This window comes from Streptomyces sp. YS415 (assembly GCF_023544665.1).
Taxonomy (GTDB): Bacteria; Actinomycetota; Actinomycetes; order Streptomycetales; family Streptomycetaceae; genus Streptomyces.
Genome location: NZ_JAMJFL010000019.1, coordinates 48,373 through 67,767 on the forward strand (window position 1 = coordinate 48,373; position 19,395 = coordinate 67,767).

The 19,395-nt window shown below is 72.2% G+C and carries 20 protein-coding genes; 15 read left to right on the top strand and 5 right to left on the bottom strand.

Annotated elements, in window-relative coordinates; all coding sequences use genetic code 11:
• The first annotated feature begins 170 nt into the window (after positions 1 to 170).
• A complete protein-coding gene (locus M8H82_RS23425; protein WP_250076900.1) occupies positions 171 to 905 on the top strand; it encodes a D-Ala-D-Ala carboxypeptidase family metallohydrolase in 735 nt (244 codons plus the stop codon).
• A 123-nt stretch (positions 906 to 1,028) separates the two neighbouring features.
• Here the strand turns inward: M8H82_RS23425 and M8H82_RS23430 are convergent, their stop codons facing one another.
• Positions 1,029 to 1,919 carry a hypothetical protein gene (locus tag M8H82_RS23430; protein WP_250076901.1) on the bottom strand — a complete coding sequence of 297 codons (891 nt, stop codon included), beginning with the start codon at positions 1,917 to 1,919 and terminating at the stop codon, positions 1,029 to 1,031.
• An 84-nt stretch (positions 1,920 to 2,003) separates the two neighbouring features.
• Between M8H82_RS23430 and M8H82_RS23435 the strand changes: the two genes are divergently transcribed.
• The 3 genes from M8H82_RS23435 to M8H82_RS23445 are packed head-to-tail and all read left to right on the top strand — an operon-like array spanning position 2,004 to position 4,407.
• Complete coding sequence (locus M8H82_RS23435; protein WP_250076902.1) at positions 2,004 to 3,200, top strand: MFS transporter; 1,197 nt, start codon at positions 2,004 to 2,006, stop codon at positions 3,198 to 3,200.
• Positions 3,201 to 3,255: 55 nt separating this feature from the next.
• Complete coding sequence (locus M8H82_RS23440) at positions 3,256 to 3,837, top strand: sugar O-acetyltransferase (protein WP_250076903.1); 582 nt, start codon at positions 3,256 to 3,258, stop codon at positions 3,835 to 3,837.
• A 12-nt stretch (positions 3,838 to 3,849) separates the two neighbouring features.
• Entirely contained in the window at positions 3,850 to 4,407 is a 558-nt protein-coding gene (locus M8H82_RS23445) for a TetR/AcrR family transcriptional regulator (protein WP_250076904.1), read from the top strand.
• Here M8H82_RS23445 and M8H82_RS23450 read toward each other — a convergent pair.
• Positions 4,397 to 4,804: a RidA family protein gene (locus M8H82_RS23450; RefSeq protein WP_250076905.1), complete on the bottom strand. Its 408-nt coding sequence runs from the start codon at positions 4,802 to 4,804 to the stop codon at positions 4,397 to 4,399. The genes M8H82_RS23445 and M8H82_RS23450 overlap by 11 nt on opposite strands.
• Positions 4,805 to 4,902: 98 nt before the next feature.
• Here M8H82_RS23450 and M8H82_RS23455 point away from each other — a divergent pair, with 98 nt between their 5' ends.
• Positions 4,903 to 5,283, top strand: a complete 381-nt coding sequence (locus M8H82_RS23455) for a helix-turn-helix domain-containing protein (protein WP_250076906.1) — start codon at positions 4,903 to 4,905, stop codon at positions 5,281 to 5,283.
• Between the two features lie 4 nt (positions 5,284 to 5,287).
• Here M8H82_RS23455 and M8H82_RS23460 read toward each other — a convergent pair whose 3' ends face one another.
• A complete protein-coding gene (locus M8H82_RS23460) occupies positions 5,288 to 5,815 on the bottom strand; it encodes a DUF2269 domain-containing protein (protein ID WP_250076907.1) in 528 nt (175 codons plus the stop codon).
• Between the two features lie 263 nt (positions 5,816 to 6,078).
• On the opposite strand from M8H82_RS23460, the gene M8H82_RS23465 reads away from it, so the two are divergent.
• Positions 6,079 to 6,699, top strand: a complete 621-nt coding sequence (locus tag M8H82_RS23465) for an NADPH-dependent F420 reductase (RefSeq protein ID WP_250076908.1) — start codon at positions 6,079 to 6,081, stop codon at positions 6,697 to 6,699.
• Positions 6,700 to 6,752: 53 nt separating this feature from the next.
• On the opposite strand, the gene M8H82_RS23470 is transcribed toward M8H82_RS23465, so the two are convergent.
• Entirely contained in the window at positions 6,753 to 7,601 is an 849-nt protein-coding gene (locus M8H82_RS23470) for a hypothetical protein (protein WP_250076909.1), read from the bottom strand.
• Between the two features lie 234 nt (positions 7,602 to 7,835).
• Between M8H82_RS23470 and M8H82_RS23475 the strand changes: the two genes are divergently transcribed.
• From M8H82_RS23475 to M8H82_RS23500, 6 genes are read left to right on the top strand one after another with little or no spacing between them, the layout of a single operon-like run.
• Positions 7,836 to 8,624, top strand: a complete 789-nt coding sequence (locus tag M8H82_RS23475) for a GntR family transcriptional regulator (protein WP_250076910.1) — start codon at positions 7,836 to 7,838, stop codon at positions 8,622 to 8,624.
• Positions 8,625 to 8,662: 38 nt separating this feature from the next.
• Positions 8,663 to 8,890 (top strand): ferredoxin family protein, encoded by a 228-nt coding sequence (locus M8H82_RS23480; RefSeq protein ID WP_018568287.1) that lies wholly within the window; start codon positions 8,663 to 8,665, stop codon positions 8,888 to 8,890.
• A 14-nt stretch (positions 8,891 to 8,904) separates the two neighbouring features.
• Positions 8,905 to 10,242, top strand: coding sequence for an ABC transporter substrate-binding protein (locus M8H82_RS23485; protein ID WP_250076911.1), 1,338 nt, complete (start codon positions 8,905 to 8,907; stop codon positions 10,240 to 10,242).
• A complete protein-coding gene (locus M8H82_RS23490) occupies positions 10,239 to 11,123 on the top strand; it encodes an ABC transporter permease (RefSeq protein ID WP_250076912.1) in 885 nt (294 codons plus the stop codon). The genes M8H82_RS23485 and M8H82_RS23490 overlap by 4 nt, the downstream gene beginning before the upstream one ends.
• The gene (locus tag M8H82_RS23495) at positions 11,107 to 11,874 is read left to right on the top strand and encodes an ABC transporter ATP-binding protein (protein WP_250076913.1); all 768 of its coding nucleotides are present in this window, start codon (positions 11,107 to 11,109) and stop codon (positions 11,872 to 11,874) included. Before M8H82_RS23490 ends, M8H82_RS23495 begins: the two co-directional genes overlap by 17 nt.
• 11 nt (positions 11,875 to 11,885) lie before the next feature.
• The gene (locus tag M8H82_RS23500; RefSeq protein WP_374211689.1) at positions 11,886 to 14,660 is read left to right on the top strand and encodes a fumarate reductase/succinate dehydrogenase flavoprotein subunit; all 2,775 of its coding nucleotides are present in this window, start codon (positions 11,886 to 11,888) and stop codon (positions 14,658 to 14,660) included.
• A gap of 22 nt (positions 14,661 to 14,682) precedes the next feature.
• Here the strand turns inward: M8H82_RS23500 and M8H82_RS23505 are convergent, their stop codons facing one another.
• Positions 14,683 to 15,972 (bottom strand): sulfite oxidase, encoded by a 1,290-nt coding sequence (locus tag M8H82_RS23505; RefSeq protein ID WP_250076914.1) that lies wholly within the window; start codon positions 15,970 to 15,972, stop codon positions 14,683 to 14,685.
• 597 nt (positions 15,973 to 16,569) lie between these two features.
• On the opposite strand from M8H82_RS23505, the gene M8H82_RS23510 reads away from it, so the two are divergent.
• The 3 genes from M8H82_RS23510 to M8H82_RS23520 are packed head-to-tail and all read left to right on the top strand — an operon-like array spanning position 16,570 to position 19,375.
• Positions 16,570 to 17,592, top strand: coding sequence for an ABC transporter substrate-binding protein (locus tag M8H82_RS23510; RefSeq protein ID WP_250076915.1), 1,023 nt, complete (start codon positions 16,570 to 16,572; stop codon positions 17,590 to 17,592).
• A gap of 5 nt (positions 17,593 to 17,597) precedes the next feature.
• The gene (locus tag M8H82_RS23515; RefSeq protein WP_250076916.1) at positions 17,598 to 18,446 is read left to right on the top strand and encodes an ABC transporter ATP-binding protein; all 849 of its coding nucleotides are present in this window, start codon (positions 17,598 to 17,600) and stop codon (positions 18,444 to 18,446) included.
• Positions 18,443 to 19,375 (top strand): ABC transporter permease, encoded by a 933-nt coding sequence (locus M8H82_RS23520; protein WP_250076917.1) that lies wholly within the window; start codon positions 18,443 to 18,445, stop codon positions 19,373 to 19,375. The genes M8H82_RS23515 and M8H82_RS23520 overlap by 4 nt, the downstream gene beginning before the upstream one ends.
• Positions 19,376 to 19,395: the final 20 nt, after the last annotated feature.

A 19,395-nucleotide genomic window follows, 5' to 3' on the forward strand; every position in this document is an offset into this window, starting at 1 on the left:
GGCTCCGCGCCTCGCTGCGATTCCGCACAATTCCGTCACCCCGCCACCGTTCACCATCCCGCCACAACCGCGCCGTTGACGCGCGTAGCGCTTGGCCTCACGCTGGTCAGCGGTCGCCGCCGCGAGGGCGGTGGCCACCACAACCTGAAGTCGACGACCGGGAGGTCGGAATGTTCAGACGGATGGCACGTTTCCTCGCCGCGTTTGTCATGATCACGTCGGGTGCCGTGGCCGGTGTCAGCGCCACCGCGGGCCCCGCGCACGCCGACGAGTGCTACACCTGGAGCCGCACCCTGTCCCAGGGCGCGTCGGGCAGCGACGTCACCCAGCTCCAGATCCGGGTCGCCGGCTGGGTCACCTCCGGCGAGCGCCTCTCCTACGACGGCCAGTACGGCGCCCGCACGGCCGCCGCCGTGAAGAAGTTCCAGTCCGCGTACGGCCTGGCCGCCGACGGAGTCGCGGGACCGGCGACCTTCAGCAAGATCTACGCGCTCCAGGACGCGGACTGCACGCCGATCCACTTCAGTTACGCCGAGCTCAACCGCTGCAACTCCGACTGGTCCGGCGGCGCGGTCTCCGCGGCCACCGCCAAGGCGAACGCGCTGAAGACCATGTGGAAGCTGGAGGCCATACGGCGGGCGCTCGGTGACGTCCCGCTCACCGTCTCCAGCGGCTTCCGCTCCTACGCCTGCAACAACGCCGTCGGCGGCTCGTCCACCAGCCGTCACCTGTACGGCGACGCCGCCGACCTCACGGGCTCCCCCACCCTGTGCCGCCTCGCCCAGCAGTCCCGCACCCACGGCTTCTCGGAGATCCTCGGCCCGGGCTACCCCGGCCACAACGACCACACCCACGTCGCGTTCGACCCCTCCCCCTACTGGTCGGCGCCCACCTGCGGCATCTGACCGCCGTTGCCGGAGCCGGCGGCCGGCACACGGGCTCCCAGCAGGCGCCTCACGTCCTGCGGGTGCCGGCCGTCGGCATCGGACCGATGGAGTGACGCGCTGTGCCGCTGACGGGCCCGGCGGTCAGTCCGCCGAGATCGGCGTCGACGCGGGACGGGGCCCCCGGCGGAGTGCGGCCACCGCGGCGCCCGCGTCCTCGGCGTAGAAGCGGAGGGTCCGGGCTTCGGCGGGACTGCCCAGGACCCGGGTGTAGCGGACGGGTTCGGTCAGTTCGACGGTGACGGTCGTCTGACCGCCCACGGCCAGCTCGGCGACGCCGTTCCCGTCCACGGCTCCCGGCCTGCTCTCCGGGAACCTGCGGTCCTGGCGCACGGAGGCGATGCGGCCGGCCGGGACACGGATGTCGAGCAGGGCGCCGTAGCGCAGCCGCAGCGAGCCGTCGGCGCCGATCACATGAGGGCGCACCGCGCAGGAGGCGTGCAGGGCGATGACGAAGTAGCAGCCCCAGATGTCGAGGACGAGGGTGACGGCGTGCACCATCGGCCAGGGGATCAGGAAGGCCAGGGCCACGGTTTCCACCACGCAGACGAAGAAGAAGCCCAGCATGACCGCCGTCTGGCCCGGGGCGTAGGGAACGGCGAGGTCGCCGTCGCGTACGCCGTGCGGGCCGCGGCGGGTCACCCAGCGCAGGAAGCTGGTGGACAGGAAGACCTCGTGGGCGGTCAGCCTGCGCACGGGCGCCGGGACGGTGTCGGCGAGCGCGGCACCGAGGGCGGCCCGGCGGCCGAGGCCCCCGCGGCGGTGGCGCCGGTGGTCGAGGGCGAACAGGGCGCCCGCCCCGGTCATGACGGCGAGCACCGACAGCTCCAAGGCCGACCGTAGGAGCGGCGGGACGGCCACTCCCCCGGCCAGGCACAGGACGAACGCGAGCTCCCCAGGCAGCAGGGCCGCGCACGACCACCGCACCGCCTTGCGCCACACCTTCGTCCCGCCCACAGTCTCCGTGATTCGCATGGCGCCAGTAGAGACGTTGACGTTGCGACAAGGTCAAGCCACCCGGAGTGTACGTTCGTACGCTCTGGCTCTAGGCTGCCTTCCATGACTCTTGACGTGGTGCGGCGGCCCGCTCCGGCCGAGCGGCGGGCCCGGGTGGCCGTCGCGGTGCTGTTCTTCACCAACGGCGCCCTGTTCGCCAACCTCCTGCCGAGGTATCCGCAAATCAAGGCGGACCTCGGCATCGGGAACGCGGCCTACGGCCTGGCCGTCGCCGCCTTTCCCGCGGGCGCCATCGCGGCCGGGCTCGCGGCCGGGGTCGTCATCCGGCGGCTCGGATCGGCACGGGCCGCGGTGGGCGGGACGCTCGTCACCGGTGCCGGCATCCTCGTCGCGGGGCTCGCCGACTCGATCGCCTGGTTCGCGGGCGCGCTCTTCCTGGCGGGCGCGATGGACGCGATCACCGATGTCGCCCAGAACGCCCACGGCCTGCGCGTCCAGCGCCGCTACGGGCGCTCCATCATCAACTCCTTCCACGCCGTCTGGTCCATCGGCGCCGTCACCGGTGGCGCCATGGCCGCCGCGGCCATCGCGCTCGGTCTGTCGAGGGGACAGCACCTGGCCGTATCGGGGGTGGTCTTCGCGGGGGCCGCGTGCGCAGCCCTGCGCCTGTGCCTGCCCGGACCCGACACCGAGGAGAGCGCCGAGGAGGAGGGCGTACGGCGGTTCGAGGCCACCGTGCCGGGCCGGCGGACCGCCTGCGTCCTGGCCGCTCTGGTCCTCATCGCCACGGCGGGCACGATCGTCGAGGACGCGGGCAGCTCCTGGGCCGCGCTCTACCTCTCCGACTCCCTGCACGCCTCGGTGACGGTGGCGGCCGCCGGCTTCATCGCCCTCGTCGGCGCCCAGTTCCTCGGCCGACTGATCGGCGACCGGCTCGTCGACCGGTTCGGGGAGCGTGCCGTGGCCCGCGCCGGCGGGCTCGTCGCCGCGTGCGGGATGGGGCTCGCGCTGGCCGTTCCGACGGTGGGCGGGACCGTCCTGGGATTCGCCGCGGCCGGGTTCGGGGTGGCGACGCTGGTGCCCGCCGCGATGCATCAGGCCGACGAGCTGCCCGGCCTCAAGCCCGGCTCGGGACTGGCGGTCGTCTCCTGGCTGATGCGCCTGGGATTCCTCTGCTCGCCGCCGGTGGTCGGCCTGGTCGCCGATGCCACCAGTCTCCGGGTCGGCCTGCTGGTCGTCCCCGCGGCAGGCATGCTCGTCCTCCTGCTGTCCGGGGTGCTGCACCCTCGGCGGCGGTAGGCCGGGGGCTCCGTTTTCCGGGACGCCGGACTCCCGCGAGTGTACGATCGTACGCATGCCGACGGACCACTTCGCGGACGATCCCCGCAGCAACCTCGAGCGGATGCTGGCGGGCGACCTCTACATCGCCGACGATCCCGAGATCGCCCGCAGGCAGCAGCAGGCCACGCGGCTGGCAGCCCGCTACCAGGCCGCCTACGCCGAGGACCCGGACGCCGCCCGGAAGATCCTCGCCGAACTCCTCGGTTCGCTGGGCGAACAGGCGCATGTGCGGCCGCCGTTGTTCGTCGACTACGGCAGCAACATCACCATCGGGGCGCGGACCTTCGTCAACTTCAACCTCACCGCGCTGGACGTCGCGGACATCACCGTCGGCGCGGACTGCCAGATCGGACCGAACGTCCAACTGCTGACCCCCACCCACCCGTTGGAGCCGGGCCCCCGGCGCGACAAGCTGGAGGCGGCACGGCCTATCACCATCGGCGACAACGTCTGGCTGGGCGGGGGCGTCATCGTCCTGCCCGGGGTGAGCATCGGCGACGACTCCGTCATCGGCGCGGGCTCGGTGGTGACGAAGGACGTCCCCGCGGGCGTCGTCGCCGTCGGCAGCCCCGCCCGGGTCGTCCGTACTCTCTGAGAGCGCACCGACATGGCCACCGGGCACACCGACCCCCAGCGCCGCGAGCGCATCCTCGCCGCCACTCTCGACCTCATCGCCGAGGAGGGCGTCGCCGGGGTCTCCCACCGCAAGATCGCCGCGCGCGCCGGGGTGCCGCTGGGGTCGATGACGTATCACTTCGCCGGTATGGACGAGCTGCTGCGCGAGGCGTTCGGGCGGTTCGCCGATCATGTCGTGACCGTGTTCGACGCCCACCTCGCCGCGCCGGACGGCCCCGAGCAGGCCCGCGAGGCCGTGACCGACCTCGTCCACGCGCTGTCCGAGGGCACCCGGCGCGACCTCGTGCTGACCCAGGAGCTGTACACGCTCGCCGCACGCCGGCCCGCGTACCGGGAGCTCACCGACGCGTGGATGCACCGCAGCCGGGTCCACCTGGAGAAGCACTTCGACCCCGACACCGCCCGGCAGCTGGACGCGCTCATCGAAGGGCTGATCCTGCACCGGGCGCTGTCCCGCCACCCCCATGACCGGGCCCTGACCGCGGAGGCGGTCACCCGGATCACCACCCCGAGCCGCCTCAGTCGATGACCGCGGTGGCCTCGACCTCCACCAGGTGTTCGGGTACGTCCAAGGCGGCGACCCCGATCAGCGTGGCGGGCGGGACCGGGGCGCCGCCGAGAACCGCGGCGGCGCGGGCGATGCCCTCCATGAGCAGGGGCATCTTGTCGGGGGTCCAGTCGACGACGTAGACGGTGAGCTTCGCCAGGTCCGCGAGGGTGGCGCCGGCCTCGGCCAGGGCGGTGGCGACATTGAGGTAGCAGCGTTCGACCTGCGCGGCCAGGTCGCCCTCGCCGACCGTGACGCCCTCGGCGTCCCAGGAGACCTGCCCGGCGACGAAGACCAGCCGGGAGCCGCTCGCGACCGACACCTGCCTGTAGGCGTCGATCTGCGGCAGACCGCTGGGGTTCAGGAGCGTGATGGCCATGGTGGACGTCCTTCCGTGCTCTCTTGCGGTTACTCAGGAACCATAGGAGAGTGTGCGTTGACGTGGAAGAACGCACTTTTCGGTGACGGAGTAACCGTATGGTGAGCAAGCAGGTCAGGGGCGGGCCGGAGGACGCGGATCTGGCGCGCGCGGACTCCCTGGCGCGGGAGATCTTCTCCGATGTCGCCAACAAGTGGGCGCTGTTGATCATCGAGTTCCTGGGGGACCGGACGCTGCGGTTCAGCGAGCTGCGCAACGAGGTCGAGGGCATCAGCCACAAGATGCTCACCCAGAACCTGCGCATGCTGGAGCGCAACGGACTGGTCGAGCGGACGGTGTATCCGACGGTGCCGCCGCGCGTGGAGTACACCCTCACCGCGCCGGCCCAGGACCTGCGCGAGACGATCGACGGCCTGTGCCGCTGGACGCGCGCGCACCTGGGGCATATCGAGTCCTCGCGCCATCGATTCGACGTCTGACCGGTCAGGCCGTCCGGCGGATGCGCCCGGGGGCGGCCGACGCGGTGCGCAGGCGCCGGCCGCGACGGGTCAGTCCCCAGGGCTTGAGGACCGAGACGACCGTCATGAAGACGTAGGCCGACAGGGACACGACCGGGCCGAACACGACGTCACCGGCGTCGGGCAGCGGGCCGCCCGCGGCGACGGCGGTGACCGCGGAGTTCACGCCTGGGCGCAGGGCGAAGACCGTGGCGGTGAGGGTGGCCAGGGTCAGCCAGAACTTGGTGTACACCCACCGGTGCCTGGCCAGCCCCCACACCGTGCCGAGGGAGAGCAGCAGGCCGCTGAGGAGTGTCAGGAACGCGACGGGGAGCAGCAGCCAGTCCGCGAAGAGCTTCATGGCCCGCACCGACGCCTCCACCGTCACCGGCGAACCGGTGGTCGCGGCGGTGCCGCCCAGGGCGAGCAGGCCGAGGGTGACGCCGAGCCAGGAGGCGGAGGCGACGACGTGGACGACGAGGGTGGCCCGGCGAGCGGGACGGCTGAGTTTCACAGAAATCAGCCTGCCGAGCGGCCCTGGCCGACGCGTCTGACGCCGGGAGCAACCTCATGTACTCGCCAGGGCGTACGCCGCCGCGCTCAGGCTGCTCCGCCGACGCCGGGGGCGACGAGTCCGGCGGGCGTCCTCCTCCCGGGGCCGGCCCGGCTCCCCACCGGAGGCCGCCTCCCCCGGTCCTTGAGGACTACGACTTTCGTCCGCCCCACCCGGGCCCGCGGCCCGATGAGCGCGGCCTCCGCTCTGGCTAGCGTCGGGGCATGCGAATAGGACTACTTGGCACCGGCAACGTCGCCCGAGCACTGGCCCACGGATGGAGCGCCGCGGGACACGACGTCCTCCTCGGCTCCCGCAAGCCGGACGAGCGCAAGGATCTCGGCCTTCCCGTGGCCGGGCTGAACGAGACCGCCGCGCACGCGGAGGTCCTGGTGAACGCCACCCCCGGGAACGTCTCCGTCGACCTGCTGCGCTCCATCGGCGCGCCCGCCCTGGCCGGCACCCTGCTGATCGACGTCGGGGTCGGCCTCAACGACGACTTCACCGAACTCTCGCACCCCAACAGCAGCCTGGCCGAGCAGATCCAGGCGGCCTTTCCGGACACCCCCGTCGTCAAGACGCTGTGCACCATGGACGCCACCACGATGGTCGCCCCGGCAGCGCTCACGGGCCCGAGCACCGTCTTCCTCTCCGGCGACGACGCGGAGGCCAAGCGGACCACGGGGAGACTGCTCACCGACCTCGGCTGGCCGGAATCGTCCCAGCTCGACATCGGCGGCATCACGAGCGCCCGCGGGCAGGAACACTTCGCGCTGCTGTTCATCGGGATCGCCAACGGGCTGGGCTCCCACACGTTCAACATCAAGGTGGTCACCCTGCCGTGAGGCAGCAGGGGGAGGAAGTCACCGCCCTGCCGTGAGGCAGCGCGGGGAGGACGTCACCGCTTCTGGTGGCGCTCCAGCCGGGCGGTCGCCGTCTCCGCGCGGCGCCCGGCCTCCCGCACCCGGCGTTCGAGGGCCCGCAGCCCGTCGCGCGCACGGCGTTCCTCGTCGCGGGCCCTTCGGAGGTCCTCCTCGACGCGGTTCAACTCGTCCGTCAACTCGCTGAACCGCCGCTCCAGCCGGGCGGTGCTCTCCCTGGCCGCCTCCGCCTCCCGTCCGGCCCCGGCCGCCTCCTCCTCCAGCGCCCGCAGCTCGCTCGCGGCCGTGTCGGCGTCCCGGCGGGCCCGGGCCAGCGCCTCGTCGTCGCGGCGCTTCGCCGGAGGGGGCGCGGGCGGCGGGGCGGCGGGCCGGCGTACCGCGGCCGGGCTGGCGTCGGGGAAGCCGACGGCCGCCTCGAACGGCCGGGCCAGCCGGCCCTGCGCCCATTCGCGCGCCGCCTCCGGGTCGGCGAGGACGGTGTGCAGGGTCGCCTCCACCTCGCGCCCCACGTCGTCGCCGACCGGATGACCGGCCCGCGCCGCCAGCTGCCGTGCCTCCTGGGAGAGGGCCCGGATCAGGGTGCGCTGCCGGCCGCTGAGTTCCCGCAGCTGCGCCCCGTCCAGGTCGTGATGGGCGCGTCGCAGCCCTTCGCCGAGCTTGAGCAGGGCCGCCACCTCGTCGGGGCGTTCGCGGACGAGGAGGTTGCTGACCCAGGCCGAGCGGCTGGGGCGGCGCAGCTTGCCGATCTGCTCCGCGAGGGCGCGCTCACCCGCCGTACGGGCCTCGGCCGCCCGTACGTTGCGCGCCGCCGTGAAGTCCTCCGGCCGCAGCGCGTACAGCTCGTCGGCGACCGTGTCGATGTCCACGCGGGCTCCTGTCGATGGCCGGCACCGGCGCTTTCGAGCCTAGGAGGGCCGGGCGCGGAGTGCGCGCCGGGAACCCGGCGGTCGGGTGAGCTTCATGAACGCGGACCGACAGGGCTGGCAGATCTTGCCACCCGTTCCATCAAAGTGCTGGTCAGCGACGTATCCGGCGAGGCGTCAGGTGGCGCAACAGTTCCGCAACACCCTTTTCCCTACTGGATGAGTATGGTTCCGGGCATGCCTCCCACCGACCGCATCCGCGACCACGCCGGCCAGGGCGCGACCACCGTCGCCGCCCACCGCGCGCGGCGTCGGCTGCGTGCGGACCGGGCGCGCCAGCTGGCGGACCTGCTGCGTCACCAGACCCTTGCCGGCGGTTTCCCCGACGGCACCCTTCCCCACGAGTCCGCCCTCGCCGCCGACTACGGTGCCACCCGCAACACCGTCCGTGAGGCCCTGGACCTCCTGCGAGCCGAGGGTCTCGTGGCACGCCAGCCCGGCGTCGGCACCGTGGTCGTCGGCCGCAAGTACCCCCATGGCCTCGACCGGCTGATGGGCCTCGCGGAAACCCTCCATGAACACGGCCGAGTCACCAACGAGGTCCGTACCCTGGGCCCCGCCCCGGCGCCCCACCCCGTCGCCGATCGCCTGCGGGTCCCGCCCGGCACCGAGGTCCTCTACTTCGAACGCCTGCGCCGTCTCAACGGCCTCCCCCTCTCCCTCGACCTCACGTACATCCCGCTGGACATCGGTTCCGCCCTCCTGGGCGAGGACCTGGAGAACACCGACGTCTTCCGCCTCCTGGAGACCGTCACCGGCCGACCGCTCGGCCACGCCGAGATCACACTGGAGGCGGTCAACGCGGACGCCCACTCCGCCGCCGTACTCCAGGCGCCCCGCGGTTCGGCCGCCCTCATGCTGGAACGTCTCACGCACCTCGCGGACGGCCGCCCGGTCGATCTGGAGTTCATCCGCTTCCGCGGCGACCGCATCTCGATGAGCGGCCTGCTGCACCGCTCCCACTGACCCACCTTTCCCCGAGTCCGACATCCCTGGAGTCAGCCATGCCCTTGGCGCCCCAGCGGGCCGACGTGCCCGTGACCATCGACGAGTCGAAGTGCATCGACGGCTGCACGCTGTGCGTGGACATGTGCCCGCTGGACTCCCTCGCCATCGACACCAGCAGCGGCAAGGCCTACATGCACGTCGACGAGTGCTGGTACTGCGGCCCGTGCGCGGCCCGCTGCCCCACCGGAGCCGTCACGGTCAACATGCCCTACCTGCTCCGGTGAAAGGTCCCGCCTCCATGCATCGCTCGGCATTCGCCGCCTGCGCGGTCGTCCTCCTGCTCCCCCTCGGGGCGTGCGGCACCGCGGCGGGTGACAGCTCCACCGTCACGGTCACCGTCGGCTACCAGTCCAAGACCATCAACACGGTCACGGCAGGCACCCTGCTCCGCTCCCTGGGCTACTTCGAGAAGCAGCTCAACTCCCTGGACGACGGGGTCACGTACAAGGTCGCCTGGCAGGACTACGCCACCGGCGCCCCGATCACCGCCCAGATGACCGCCGGGAAGATCGACATCGGTTCGATGGGCGACTTCCCCCTGCTCATCAACGCCGCCCGCGGCAAGCAGCTCGGCCGCCCCACCCACCTGGTCTCGGTCACCGGCTACAACCTGCGCGGCGGCCTCAACACCATTGTCACGGCCCCCGATTCGGGGCTCACCTCGCTGCAGGACCTCAAGGGCAAGCAGGTCTCCACCAGCGTCGGATCCGCCGCCGACGGCACGCTCGTACGGGCTCTGCAACGCGCCGGCATCGACCCCGCCGAGGACATCGAGAAGCTCAACCAGCAGCCGGCGGTGGGCGCTTCGGCCCTGGCCTCGGGCAGTGCGGACGCCCTGTCGCAGTTCGTCGCCTGGCCCGGTCTGCTCGCCCACCAGGGCAAGGCGAAGGCCCTGTACGACGGCGCCCAGCTGAACCTGCCCACCTTCCACGGCGTCACCGTGCGCCAGGACTTCGCCAAGGAGCGGCCCCGCGTGCTGGAGGCGTTCCTCGCCGCCCAGGCGCAGGCCACCGACTACCTCAACGACCGTCCCGTGGCCGCCGCCGAGAAGGTCGCCGAGGTCACCGGGCTGCCCGCCGAGGTCGTCTACCTCTACAACGGCGCCCACGGCATCGCCACCTTCGACCCGGCCCTCAAGCCGCGGCTCGTCTCCGCGCTGGAGGAGGACGTGGCGGTCCTGAAGAGCGCCAAGCTGACCGGTGACGTGGACGTGGACTCCTTCGTCGACGACCGGTACGTGAAGAAGGCGCTCGGAGCGTCGTACGCCAAGCGCCTGGCCTCCGCTCCCCCGGCCGCCGCGGGCGAAGTGTGGGCCAAGGGCGCGACACGGACACGGGCCTTCGAGTCCCCCGAGGAACTGCTCGCTCATGTGGCGGCCCACCGGGACACGCTCCGCGCCGCCTACGTTCCCGACGCCACCACCGGCACCCTGTGGTTCGCGGACAAGGCGGTGTGGGTGGCCGACGGTGAGCGCCTGGCGCCGTTCGTCGCCCCGGCGACCGCACGGGCCTACGTCGAGGCCCACAAGGGCGCCCGGATCATCACTTACGCCGACGCCCTGGAGCGTGCCTCGTGAGCCGCACCCCGCCGCGCGCCGCCAGATACGCCCTGCGGACCACCGCTGTCGCGGGCGCCCTGGGCCTGTGGCAGCTGCTGACCGCCAAGGACGTCGACGTGTGGCTGCGCTTCTCGCAGTTCCCCACCGTCACCGACGTGGCCGGCGCCTTCGCCGACCGGCTGTCCGGGCCCGACTACTGGACGGATCTCACCGACAGCCTCACCCGCATCCTGAGCGGTTTCCTGCTCGCCGCGGTGCTGGGCGTGGCCACGGGCGTGCTCGTGGCCCGCTCGCCACTCGCCGAGGACCTGCTCGGCCCGCTGCTGGAAGTCGTCCGCCCGATCCCGGCCATCGCCCTGGTGCCCGTCGCGATCCTGCTGTTCCCCTCCAACGAACAGGGGATCGTCTTCATCACCTTCACCGCCGCCTTCTTCCCGGTCCTGGTCTCCACCCGGCACGCGGTGCGCGCCCTGTCTCCCGTGTGGGAGGAGGCGGTGCGCACCCTGGGCGGTGGCCGGCTGCGGATCCTCGGCTCGGTCGTCCTGCCCGGCGCACTGCCCGGTGTCTTCGGCGGGCTCTCGGTCGGCATCGGCGTCTCGTGGATCTGCGTGATCTCCGCCGAGATGATCTCCGGGCAGTACGGGGTGGGCTACCGCACCTGGCAGGACTACACGGTCGTGGACTACCCCGGTGTCTTCGTCGGCATGGTCACCATCGGTGTGCTCGGCTGGCTCACCTCCACGGCCGTCGAGCTGCTGGGCCGCCGGCTGACCAGCTGGCTGCCGCGTACCTCGTACGTCCCCGGTGGGCGGCCCCCGAGGCGGGCGCGCGACGCCGGCCCCCTCGCCCCCGCCGGCCCCACCACCAAGGAGAACGTGCCCCATGACCAGCTCGTCTGACGTGCGTTCCCCCGCTCGCACCGGTGCCCGGCTCGCCCTGCGCGGTGCCGACCTGGGACGGCCCGGAGCACCCGTGCTCCAGGATGTGGACCTCCAGGTGGCCCCCGGCGAGATCCTCACCGTGGTCGGCCCTTCCGGCTGCGGCAAGTCGACGCTGCTGCGCACGCTGGCCGGGCTGCTGGCGCCCCTCGCCGGAGAAGTCGTCCAGGACGCGGGCCCGCTGACGGGCCCCGCCGCCGACCGGGCGCTGATCTTCCAGGAGGACGCCCTGCTGCCCTGGCGCACCCTGCGCGCGAACGTCGAACTGCCCCTCGCCATCAAGGGGGTGGGGCGCCTCGAGCGCCGTGCCCAGGCCGACTTCTGGCTCACCCGCGTCGGGTTGAGCGACCAGGCCCGGCAACTGCCGCACCGCGTCTCGGGCGGACAGCGCCAGCGCGCCCAACTGGCCCGTGCCCTCGCGGGAGCACCTCGCGCCGTGCTGATGGACGAACCGTTCGGCGCCCTCGACGCCCAGACCCGGGCCGGCATGCAGGACATGCTGGTGGAGGTGTGGCACGGCACCGGCGCCACCGTCGTCTTCGTCACGCACGACGTGGACGAGGCCCTGTTCCTCGGCGACCGCCTTGCCCTGCTGGGCTCGGGCCGCCTGATCGCCGTACGGGACGTACCGCGCCCGCGGGAGCGTGCCGCCCTCGACGACCCGGCGCGGCTCGCCCTGCGGCGCGACATCCTCACCTCCCTCGGTTCTTGAAAGGCACTTTGGTGAACACCCCTGTGCGGATCCCGGACGTCACCGACGCCGAGGAACTGACCTGCGACGTCCTGGTCATCGGCGGCGGCACCGCCGGCACGATGGCGGCGCTGACCGCCGCCGAGCGGGGCGCGGACGTCCTGCTGCTGGAGAAGGCGCACGTGCGCCACTCCGGCGCGCTCGCCATGGGCATGGACGGCGTCAACAACGCGGTCGTCCCCGGCCGCGCCGAGCCCGACGACTACGTCGCCGAGATCACCCGCGCCAACGACGGCATCGTGGACCAGTCCACGGTGCGCCAGACCGCCACCCGCGGCTTCGCCATGGTGCAGCGCCTGGAGTCCTACGGGGTCAAGTTCGAGAAGGACGAGCACGGCGAGTACGCGGTCCGCCAGGTCCACCGCTCCGGCTCGTACGTGCTGCCGATGCCGGAGGGCAAGGACGTCAAGAAGGTCCTGTACCGGCAGTTGCGGCGGCGCGAGATGCGGGAGCGGATCCGCATCGAGAACCGGGTCATGCCGGTGCGGGTGCTCACGGCGCAGGGGCGGGCCGTGGGAGCGGTCGGCCTCCACACCCGCACCGGTGCCTTCGTCACCGTCCGCGCGGGCGCGGTGATCCTGGCGACCGGCGCCTGCGGCCGCCTCGGCCTGCCCGCCTCCGGCTACCTGTACGGCACGTACGAGAACCCGACCAACGCCGGCGACGGTTACGCCATGGCCTACCACGCGGGCGCCGAGCTCACCGGCATCGAGTGCTTCCAGATCAACCCGCTGATCAAGGACTACAACGGCCCGGCCTGCGCGTACGTCGCCAACCCCTTCGGCGGCTACCAGGTCAACCGGCACGGCGAACGCTTCGTCGACTCCGACTACTGGTCGGGCCGGATGATGGCCGAGTTCGCGGCGGAGCTGGCCGGTGACCGGGGCCCGGTCTACCTGAAGCTGAGCCATCTGCCGGAGGAGTCGATCACGGCACTGGAGTCGATCCTGCACTCCACCGAGCGCCCGACCCGCGGCACCTTCCACGCGGGCCGCGGCCACGACTACCGCACCCACGACGTCGAGATGCACATCTCCGAGATCGGGCTGTGCGGCGGCCATTCGGCGTCCGGGGTACGGGTCGACGACCACGCCCGTACGACCGTCCCCCGGCTGTACGCGGCCGGGGACCTGGCCTGCGTGCCGCACAACTACATGATCGGCGCGTTCGTCTTCGGAGACCTGGCCGGCGCCGACGCGGCCCAGTACCGGCCGTACACCGGGGAGTTGCCCCTCGATCAGCTCCGGTCCGCGCACGAGCTGATCTACCGGCCGCTGCGCCACCCCGACGGGCCGCCACAGCCCCAGGTCGAGTACAAGCTGCGGCGTTTCGTGAACGACTACGTGGCGCCCCCGAAGTCCGGGGCCCGGCTCTCCCTGGCCCTGGAGGCGTTCGAGCGGATGCGCGCCGACATCGCGGCCATGGGCGCCCGCACCCCGCACGAGCTGATGCGCTGCGCCGAGGTCACCTTCATCCGGGACTGCGCGGAGATGGCCGCGCGGTCGTCCCTGGCCCGCACGGAGTCCCGCTGGGGCCTCTACCACGATCGCCTCGACCATCCGCACCGGGACGACGCGTCCTGGTTCCACCACCTGGATCTGCGCAAGTCCCCCACGGGCGCGATGGAGTTCACGGCCCGTCCGGTGGCTCCCTATCTCGTGCCGGTCGAGGAGTTCAGTCCGGTCGGCGGTCCCTCACGCCCCCTCGGCGAGATCCACCCGCACCAGGTGGCGACCGCAGGCGCCCGGGAGGCGGCACCGGTGGCGGCACGGCCGGCGCAACCCGCGACCGGTACTCCCGACCGGTCCGGCACCGACGCGGGCCCGTCGGCCACACCACGTCTGCTCGAACTCCTCGCCCTCGCGGAGAACGAACCTGAGCTCGGCCTGCTTACGCCCTACTTGACCGACGCCGACCCCACCGTCCGCCGCACGGCGGTCACCGTCCTGACGGAGACGGTGCCACCGGGCACCGGACCCGCTCTGGCCGCCGCGCTCGCCGACACCGACGCCGAGGTCCGCTCCACGGCGGCGGCCTCACTGCGGGAAGTGGTCGAGACACTGACCCCCGAACCGGCACTGCGCGACGGCCTCGCCGCCGCCCTGACCACGGCCGACCCCCTCGCCCGGGCCGCCGCGCTGGACGCCCTGCGCGTCCTGCGGCTCGGGGAGACCGGGCTCTTCGTGACGCTGCTGGCCGACCCCGACATCGCCGTCCGGCTCGCTGCCGTGCGCGCTCTCGTGTCGGTCGACGCCACCGCCGAGCTGGCCCGGGCGGCCACCGCCGACCCGTCCCGGGAGGTCCGCGTCGCCCTGGCGAAGGCCCTGGCCACCGTGCCGGACCGAGAGCGCGGGGACGCCCCGGCGGACGGTTCCGGACCAGGCGCGGCCACCGCCGCTCTCGCCGAACTCATCGCAGACGCGGACGCTTTGGTGCGTGCGGCCGCCTTCGAAGCGCTGGGCACGACCGGTTGCCCGCCCGGCGTGACCCCACGCGCGGTGGCGGCCCTGGCCGACCCGGCCTGGCAGGTCCGGGCGGGAGCGGCCACCGCGCTGGCGCTCGCGGACCCCGGGCATGCCGTCCCCGCCCTCGCCAAGGCGCTCGCCGAACCGAACGCCGATGTCCGCAAGGCCGCCGTGACGGCGCTGACCCGGCACCGCGTCACCGAGGACGTCCGAGCGGCTCTGGCCACGGCGACGACGGACCCGGACGCCGACGTCAGGGCCTTGGCGGCCCGGGCGCTGTGACGGCGGTGGGGCACCGGCCGCGTCAGACGACGGTCACCGGGTGCCGCACCACCCCGTCGAACAGATAGCCCTGCGCGTTGGGCACGGCGACGTCCGGCTGGGTACGGCCCGCCGTGTCGGTGGCGCGGGCCAGCAGATGGGTGGCGCCGGGCCGGTCCGGCCGCCAGGCGACGGACCAGCGGGTCCAGGTGTGCGCCCGAGGCCGGTCGTGCAGCCTGGCCCGCCGCCAGCTCGCCCCGCCGTCGGTGCTGACCTCGACCTGCGTCACGGCGCCGGCGCCCGACCAGGACCGGCCGCGCAGCACATGCCCCTGTCCGGCGGGGAAGGTGGCCCCGGTCGCCACCTCGAAGGCACTCTTGATCGTCTGCCGGGTCAGCGGCGCGCTGCCCTCCGCCGGGTACGCGGGCCCGAACAGTCGGTAGAAGGCCGTGTTCCAGGGGGAGAACAGCGGCTCGGCGGACACCTCGATGTCACCGACCCACTTGATCGACGCGATCCCCACCCAGGAGGGCACCAGCACCCGCACGGGATACCCGTGGTCGTAGGGCAGCGGTTCGCCGTTCATCTCGTACGCGAGCAGGACGTCGTCCAGCGCCTTGGCCAGCGGCAGCGGCCGGCGCACCCGGCCCAGGCTCTCCCCGCCGCTGAGGTACTCGGCGTCCAGGCCACGCGGCTGGACGTCCACCGCACGAGAGGACAGCCCCGCCCTGCGCAGTACGTCGGCCAGCCGCACCCCGCGCCAGCGGGCGACGCCGATCGCGCCCAGCGTCCAGGGGGTGCCGGTGACCGTCTCGCCCTGCTGGGTCGTGTAGGAGGAGCGGCCGTTCCCGGCGCACTCCACGAACGCGGTCCGGGTGACGGCGGGCAGGGCGCGCAGATCGTCGTAGCCGAACTCCACCGGCCTGTCCTCGCCGGGCGCGCTCCGCAGCCCGGTGCCCCACAGCCGCAGCCGCCAGTCGTGGGCGTCCAGGACAGGGGTGGCGGTGTGGTTGCGCACGAAGAACAGCTCGTTGGGCGTGTGGTGGCCGGTTCCGCGCAGGGCCTCCCAACGGGTCTCGGCGTTGGTGCCGCGCTGGATGAACCACTCCGGCGGCAGGGGCTTGACGATCGGGGCGACCGCGGCGCGGGCCGGACCCGGGGTGGGCAGCACGGTGGCGGCGGCCGTGGCGGCGAGCAGAGTGAGCAGCCGGCGGCGGCTGACCCCGTCCGCTCTGGCTTCCCCGTCGAGCCACTGGCGCAGCCGGTGCCGGTCGTAGCCGGCCTCGTCGAGGCGGGGTGCGGGAGGAGGTGAGGGCACGGCGGAGGCGGGCATGGCGGGTCCTGTCGTCAGGGGGAGGCCGAGTATGGAAGGAAGAGCCGGCGCCTGGGGCGGCCGGGCGGAAGCGGCGTGGGATCAGCCGGCGCAGCGACACAGCGCGGCGGCCACCCGGACGAGATCCACGGTGCGGCGGCGCGTCAGAGGCTCCAGCGGCGGCATGCCGGGATGCAAGCACGCGATTCGTGAACGTGTCAACGGAACTCCCACAAGGGCCATCCGGCCGCAATTGTGAACGGAACACTTCGGCCGTATGGCGCAGCATTGAGAATGTGAGACGCAGGGGCAAGCGACATTGACCTGGCTGGAATTGACTGCAACTCTCATGGCGTGAGCAAGCCCGAGAACCCCGCCGCGCGCCTGATCGTCGATCTGCGACGTCAGTCCAGCGCCCGCTGTGCCGACTGTTGTCGCACGCACTGACAAGCGCCGTTCCCCTTCGCTCCGTTCTCACGGCCGGCCCTCTTGCCGAGCCGCCTTCGTCACAGACGTCGGTTTCCTCGTAACCCCTTTTGCGCGAGGTCTCCTTTCCTTTCGTTCGACGTCTGCCCTTTGCCCTTCTCCTTGACCGGTTTCCCGAACAGGACCCCTTCCATGGCTGCCACCACCGCGTCGACGCGACGTCAATTCCTCACTCTGCTCGGCCTCTCGACGGTGGTCGTGAGCTGCGGCACCGCCGCCACCGGAGCCTCGTCCGGAAAGGACCAGACCCGAAAGCTGCGCTACCAGGGCTGGGCCGGCCAGGTCACCCTGCCGGAACTGGCCGAGGACCTCGGGTATCTGGGGGACGTGAAGCTGGAGTGGGTCGGCAACACCATCAGCGGCCCGCAGGACATCCAGTCCGCGGCCACCGGCCAGGTCGACTTCGGCGGCGCGTTCAACGGAGCGGTCGTCAAACTCGCCGCGAACAACGCGCCCGTCAAGGCGGTCATCAGCTACTACGGCTCCGACAAGCACGCCTACAGCGGCTACTACGTCCTCGAGGACAGTCCGATCCGATCCGCCCGGGACCTGATCGGCAAGAAGATCGGGATGAACACCCTCGGCGCGCACGCCGAGGCCATGCTCGGCATCTACCTCCAGCGCGGCGGCCTGTCCCCGGCGGACATCGACAAGGTGGAACCCCTCGTGGTGCCCCCGGTCAACACCGAGCAGTCGCTGCGCCAGAAGCAGATCCACGTGGCCGTCCTCAGCGGCATCCTGCGCGACAAGGCGCTGGCCACGGGTGGCATCCGGCCACTGTTCACCGACTTCGAACTGCTCGGCGCGTTCAGCGCCGGCACCTACGTCATGACGGACCGCTTCCTCAAGCAGAACCCCGACACCGCGCGGACGTTCGTGACCGCGGTCGGAAAGGCCATCGAGTGGGCCCGTACCACGCCGCGGGAAGAGGTCATCGCGCGGATGACCGACATCGTGAAGAAGCGCGGCCGGAACGAGGACGCCGCGCCCCTGAAGTACTGGCGTTCCTTCGGCGTCGCGGAGACGGCGGGCCGGATCTCCGGCAAGGAACTGCAGTTGTGGATCGACTGGCTGAGCGAACGCGGTGACATCGACAAGGGCCAGGTGAAGCTGTCGGACCTCTACACCAACGACTTCAACACGGCGAGGAGCTGACCGCGATGCCTGAATCCACCACAGCCGCCGCCATTCCCAAGATCGTGTTCGAGGGTGTGAGCAAGGAGTTCACGGTCAAGGACCGGGCGGGACATCGGCAGAGCACCCGTTTCACCGCCCTCGACGACATCCATCTGGACATAGCCGCGGGCGAGTTCGTCGTCCTGGTCGGTCCCAGCGGCTGCGGGAAGTCGACGCTGCTGGAACTGCTCGGCGGCCTCACCCGCCCCACCAGCGGGCGGATCCTGCTGGACGGCGAACCCATCGACGGCCCAGGCCTGGACCGGGGCATCGTGTTCCAGCAGTACGCCCTGCTGCCGTGGCGCACCGCGCAGGGCAACGTCGAGTTCGGCCTGGAGGCCACCGGCGTGCCCCGGCGTCAACGGAGCGCCAAAGCGCGGGAGTTCCTCGACCTGGTCGGCCTGACCGGGTTCGAGGACCGCCATCCGCACGAGCTGTCGGGCGGGATGCGGCAGCGCGTGGCGATCGCCCGCAGCCTCGCCTACGACCCCGATGTGCTCCTCATGGACGAGCCGTTCGCCGCCCTGGACGCCCAGACCCGCGAGTCGCTCCAGGACGAACTGCTGCGTATCTGGCAGCGCACCGGCAAGACCGTCGTCTTCATCACCCACGGCATCGACGAGGCCGTCTACCTGGGGCAGCGCGTCGCCGTCATGACGTCGAGGCCGGGCCGCATCAAGCGGATCGTGCCGGTCGCCTTCGACTCCCGCACGGCCACCGACGACCTCCGCTCCAGTCCCGAGTTCGCCCGCTACCGGCACGAGATCTGGTCGCTGCTGCACGACGAGGTGGCCCGGGCCCAGCAGTTGGAGAAGGAAGAGGCATCCGTATGAGCGCGACGACCGGCACAGCAGCCGACACGACCAGGGCGCCCGGCGCCGTGGAGTCCGCCGAGCCCGTACGGGCCCTCTCCCCCGGCGTCCCGTCCCAGACTCGGGGGGCGACGAAACCGGCCCCCCGCAAAGCACCCCCCGTCCCGGGCCGGGGCCGGCGTCTGGCGCGCCTGCTGCTGACGGCGGCGACGAAGTCCGCGGCCATCGCGGCGCTGCTGCTGCTCTGGGAGACGGCACCACGCCTCGGACTGGTCGACCGGACGTTCCTGCCGCCCTTCAGCGAGGTCGCCCGCGCCTGGTGGGAGCTGGCGGCCGACGGGCAGCTCGCCGACAACGCCCGCGCCAGCCTGGTGCGTTCCTTCAGCGGATTCGGAATCGCCGTGGCCTTCGCCGTACCGCTCGGCCTGCTGATCGGCTGGTACCGGCCGGTCGCCGACCTCCTCGGACCGCTGCTGGAGGTGTTCCGCAACACCGCGGCGCTGGCCCTGCTGCCGGTGTTCGTGCTCCTGCTGGGCATCGGCGAGACCTCGAAGATCTCCATCGTGGTGTACGCGTGCACCTGGCCGATCCTGCTCAACACCATCAGCGCCGTCCGCACCGTCGACCCGACCCTGCTGAAGCTCGCGAGGTCGATGGACCTGTCCGCGCCCCGGCTGTTCCAGAAGGTCATCCTGCCGGCCTCGGTGCCGGTGATGTTCACCGGCATCCGGCTGGCCGGAGCGGTGTCCATCCTGGTCCTGGTCGCCGCCGAGATGATCGGCGCCAAGGCGGGCCTCGGCTATCTGATCAACGCCTCGCAGTACAACTTCGCCATCCCGCAGATGTACGCGGGCATCATCACGATCTCCGCCATCGGCGTCGCCTTCAACCAGCTCCTGGTGACCGTGGAACGCCGGCTCAGCTCCTGGCGCGTACCCGCCGACCGCTGACCGAGCCCCGCCGCACGCCC

Excerpts from the sequence above, each read along its gene's own strand:
- M8H82_RS23430 (WP_250076901.1), bottom strand. The coding sequence starts at position 1,919 with ATGCGAATCACGGAGACTGTGGGCGGGACGAAGGTGTGGCGCAAGGCG.
- M8H82_RS23425 (WP_250076900.1), top strand. The coding sequence starts at position 171 with ATGTTCAGACGGATGGCACGTTTCCTCGCCGCGTTTGTCATGATCACG.
- M8H82_RS23510 (WP_250076915.1), top strand. The coding sequence starts at position 16,570 with ATGGCTGCCACCACCGCGTCGACGCGACGTCAATTCCTCACTCTGCTC.
- M8H82_RS23505 (WP_250076914.1), bottom strand. The coding sequence starts at position 15,972 with ATGCCCGCCTCCGCCGTGCCCTCACCTCCTCCCGCACCCCGCCTCGAC.
- M8H82_RS23445 (WP_250076904.1), top strand. The coding sequence starts at position 3,850 with ATGGCCACCGGGCACACCGACCCCCAGCGCCGCGAGCGCATCCTCGCC.
- M8H82_RS23450 (WP_250076905.1), bottom strand. The coding sequence starts at position 4,804 with ATGGCCATCACGCTCCTGAACCCCAGCGGTCTGCCGCAGATCGACGCC.
- M8H82_RS23520 (WP_250076917.1), top strand. The coding sequence starts at position 18,443 with ATGAGCGCGACGACCGGCACAGCAGCCGACACGACCAGGGCGCCCGGC.
- M8H82_RS23485 (WP_250076911.1), top strand. The coding sequence starts at position 8,905 with ATGCATCGCTCGGCATTCGCCGCCTGCGCGGTCGTCCTCCTGCTCCCC.
- M8H82_RS23480 (WP_018568287.1), top strand. The coding sequence starts at position 8,663 with ATGCCCTTGGCGCCCCAGCGGGCCGACGTGCCCGTGACCATCGACGAG.
- M8H82_RS23440 (WP_250076903.1), top strand. The coding sequence starts at position 3,256 with ATGCCGACGGACCACTTCGCGGACGATCCCCGCAGCAACCTCGAGCGG.
- M8H82_RS23435 (WP_250076902.1), top strand. The coding sequence starts at position 2,004 with ATGACTCTTGACGTGGTGCGGCGGCCCGCTCCGGCCGAGCGGCGGGCC.
- M8H82_RS23475 (WP_250076910.1), top strand. The coding sequence starts at position 7,836 with ATGCCTCCCACCGACCGCATCCGCGACCACGCCGGCCAGGGCGCGACC.
- M8H82_RS23455 (WP_250076906.1), top strand. The coding sequence starts at position 4,903 with ATGGTGAGCAAGCAGGTCAGGGGCGGGCCGGAGGACGCGGATCTGGCG.
- M8H82_RS23515 (WP_250076916.1), top strand. The coding sequence starts at position 17,598 with ATGCCTGAATCCACCACAGCCGCCGCCATTCCCAAGATCGTGTTCGAG.
- M8H82_RS23465 (WP_250076908.1), top strand. The coding sequence starts at position 6,079 with ATGCGAATAGGACTACTTGGCACCGGCAACGTCGCCCGAGCACTGGCC.
- M8H82_RS23495 (WP_250076913.1), top strand. The coding sequence starts at position 11,107 with ATGACCAGCTCGTCTGACGTGCGTTCCCCCGCTCGCACCGGTGCCCGG.